Origin of the sequence: Streptomyces sp. N35 (assembly GCF_016464295.1) — a bacterium.
GTDB lineage: Bacteria > Actinomycetota > Actinomycetes > Streptomycetales > Streptomycetaceae > Streptomyces.
The window spans coordinates 1-3,196 of sequence record NZ_JAEIMH010000171.1 but is presented as its reverse complement, the minus strand read 5'-3'; the positions used below and the strand labels follow the sequence as shown (position 1 = coordinate 3,196).

Below are 3,196 nucleotides of genomic sequence, written 5' to 3'. Positions count from 1 at the left end.
GGGTGGTTGGTCGTTGTTTGAGAACTGCACAGTGGACGCGAGCATCTGTGGCCAAGTTTTTAAGGGCGCACGGTGGATGCCTTGGCACCAGGAACCGATGAAGGACGTGGGAGGCCACGATAGTCCCCGGGGAGCCGTCAACCAGGCTTTGATCCGGGGGTTTCCGAATGGGGAAACCCGGCAGTCGTCATGGGCTGTCACCCACTGCTGAACACATAGGCAGTGTGGAGGGAACGAGGGGAAGTGAAACATCTCAGTACCCTCAGGAAGAGAAAACAACCGTGATTCCGGGAGTAGTGGCGAGCGAAACCGGATGAGGCCAAACCGTATACGTGTGAGACCCGGCAGGGGTTGCGTATACGGGGTTGTGGGATCTCTCTTTCACAGTCTGCCGGCTGTGAGACGAGTCAGAAACCGTTGATGTAGACGAAGGACATGCGAAAGGTCCGGCGTAGAGGGTAAGACCCCCGTAGTCGAAACATCAGCGGCTCGTTTGAGAGACACCCAAGTAGCACGGGGCCCGAGAAATCCCGTGTGAATCTGGCGGGACCACCCGCTAAGCCTAAATATTCCCTGGTGACCGATAGCGGATAGTACCGTGAGGGAATGGTGAAAAGTACCGCGGGAGCGGAGTGAAATAGTACCTGAAACCGTGTGCCTACAAGCCGTGGGAGCGTCGCGCATTGAGTTTACTCAATGCGTCGTGACTGCGTGCCTTTTGAAGAATGAGCCTGCGAGTTAGCGGTGTGTAGCGAGGTTAACCCGTGTGGGGAAGCCGTAGCGAAAGCGAGTCCGAATAGGGCGATTGAGTTGCACGCTCTAGACCCGAAGCGGAGTGATCTAGCCATGGGCAGGTTGAAGCGGCTGTAAGAGGTCGTGGAGGACCGAACCCACCAAGGTTGAAAACTTGGGGGATGACCTGTGGTTAGGGGTGAAAGGCCAATCAAACTCCGTGATAGCTGGTTCTCCCCGAAATGCATTTAGGTGCAGCGTCGTGTGTTTCTTGCCGGAGGTAGAGCACTGGATAGGCGATGGGCCCTACCGGGTTACTGACCTTAGCCAAACTCCGAATGCCGGTAAGTGAGAGCACGGCAGTGAGACTGTGGGGGATAAGCTCCATGGTCGAGAGGGAAACAGCCCAGAGCATCGACTAAGGCCCCTAAGCGTACGCTAAGTGGGAAAGGATGTGGAGTCGCAGAGACAACCAGGAGGTTGGCTTAGAAGCAGCCACCCTTGAAAGAGTGCGTAATAGCTCACTGGTCTAGTGATTCCGCGCCGACAATGTAGCGGGGCTCAAGCGTACCGCCGAAGTCGTGTCATTCCAGCACATACCCCCAACGGGGGCTGGGATGGGTAGGGGAGCGTCGTGTGCCGGGTGAAGCAGCCGCGGAAGCGAGTTGTGGACGGTTCACGAGTGAGAATGCAGGCATGAGTAGCGATACACACGTGAGAAACGTGTGCGCCGATTGACTAAGGGTTCCTGGGTCAAGCTGATCTGCCCAGGGTAAGTCGGGACCTAAGGCGAGGCCGACAGGCGTAGTCGATGGACAACCGGTTGATATTCCGGTACCCGCTTTGAAACGCCCAATATCGAATCCTCTGATGCTAAGCCCGTGAAGCCGTTCCGGACCCTTCGGGGAAAGGAAAGTGGTGGAGCCGGCGATCCAAGGTGGTAGTAGGTAAGCGATGGGGTGACGCAGGAAGGTAGTCCAGCCCGGGCGGTGGTAGTCCCGGGGTAAGGGTGTAGGCCGTGTGATAGGCAAATCCGTCACACATTAAGGCTGAGACCTGATGCCGAGCCGATTGTGGTGAAGTGGATGATCCTATGCTGTCGAGAAAAGCCTCTAGCGAGTTTCATGGCGGCCCGTACCCTAAACCGACTCAGGTGGTCAGGTAGAGAATACCGAGGCGTTCGGGTGAACTATGGTTAAGGAACTCGGCAAAATGCCCCCGTAACTTCGGGAGAAGGGGGGCCATTCCTGGTGATTGGATTTACTCCATGAGCTGGGGGTGGCCGCAGAGACCAGCGAGAAGCGACTGTTTACTAAAAACACAGGTCCGTGCGAAGCCGTAAGGCGATGTATACGGACTGACGCCTGCCCGGTGCTGGAACGTTAAGGGGACCGGTTAGTCCGATTTCGGTCGGGCGAAGCTGAGAACTTAAGCGCCAGTAAACGGCGGTGGTAACTATAACCATCCTAAGGTAGCGAAATTCCTTGTCGGGTAAGTTCCGACCTGCACGAATGGCGTAACGACTTCTCGACTGTCTCAACCATAGGCCCGGTGAAATTGCACTACGAGTAAAGATGCTCGTTTCGCGCAGAAGGACGGAAAGACCCCGGGACCTTTACTACAGTTTGATATTGGTGTTCGGTTCGGCTTGTGTAGGATAGCTGGGAGACTTTGAACCTTGGACGCCAGTTCAGGGGGAGTCGTCGTTGAAATACCAGTCTGGTCGTGCTGGATGTCTAACCTCGGTCCGTGATCCGGATCAGGGACAGTGTCTGATGGGTAGTTTAACTGGGGCGGTTGCCTCCCAAAGAGTAACGGAGGCGCCCAAAGGTTCCCTCAGCCTGGTTGGCAATCAGGTGTTGAGTGTAAGTGCACAAGGGAGCTTGACTGTGAGACCGACGGGTCGAGCAGGGACGAAAGTCGGGACTAGTGATCCGGCGGTGGCTTGTGGAAGCGCCGTCGCTCAACGGATAAAAGGTACCCCGGGGATAACAGGCTGATCTTCCCCAAGAGTCCATATCGACGGGATGGTTTGGCACCTCGATGTCGGCTCGTCGCATCCTGGGGCTGGAGTCGGTCCCAAGGGTTGGGCTGTTCGCCCATTAAAGCGGTACGCGAGCTGGGTTTAGAACGTCGTGAGACAGTTCGGTCCCTATCCTCTGTGCGCGTAGGAATATTGAGAAGGGCTGTCCCTAGTACGAGAGGACCGGGACGGACGAACCTCTGGTGTGCCAGTTGTACCGCCAGGTGCATGGCTGGTTGGCTACGTTCGGAAAGGATAACCGCTGAAAGCATCTAAGCGGGAAGCCTGCTTCGAGATGAGTATTCCCACCCCCTTTGAGGGGTTAAGGCTCCCAGTAGACGACTGGGTTGATAGGCCGGATGTGGAAGCCCTGTAAAGGGTGGAGCTGACCGGTACTAATAGGCCGAGGGCTTGTCCTCAGTTGCTCGCGTCCACTGTGTT

At 56.4% G+C, this 3,196-nt stretch carries 1 rRNA gene; it reads left to right on the top strand.

Annotated elements, in window-relative coordinates:
• Positions 1-49 precede the first annotated feature (49 nt).
• Positions 50-3,174, top strand: a 23S ribosomal RNA gene (locus JAO81_RS41400).
• Positions 3,175-3,196: the final 22 nt, after the last annotated feature.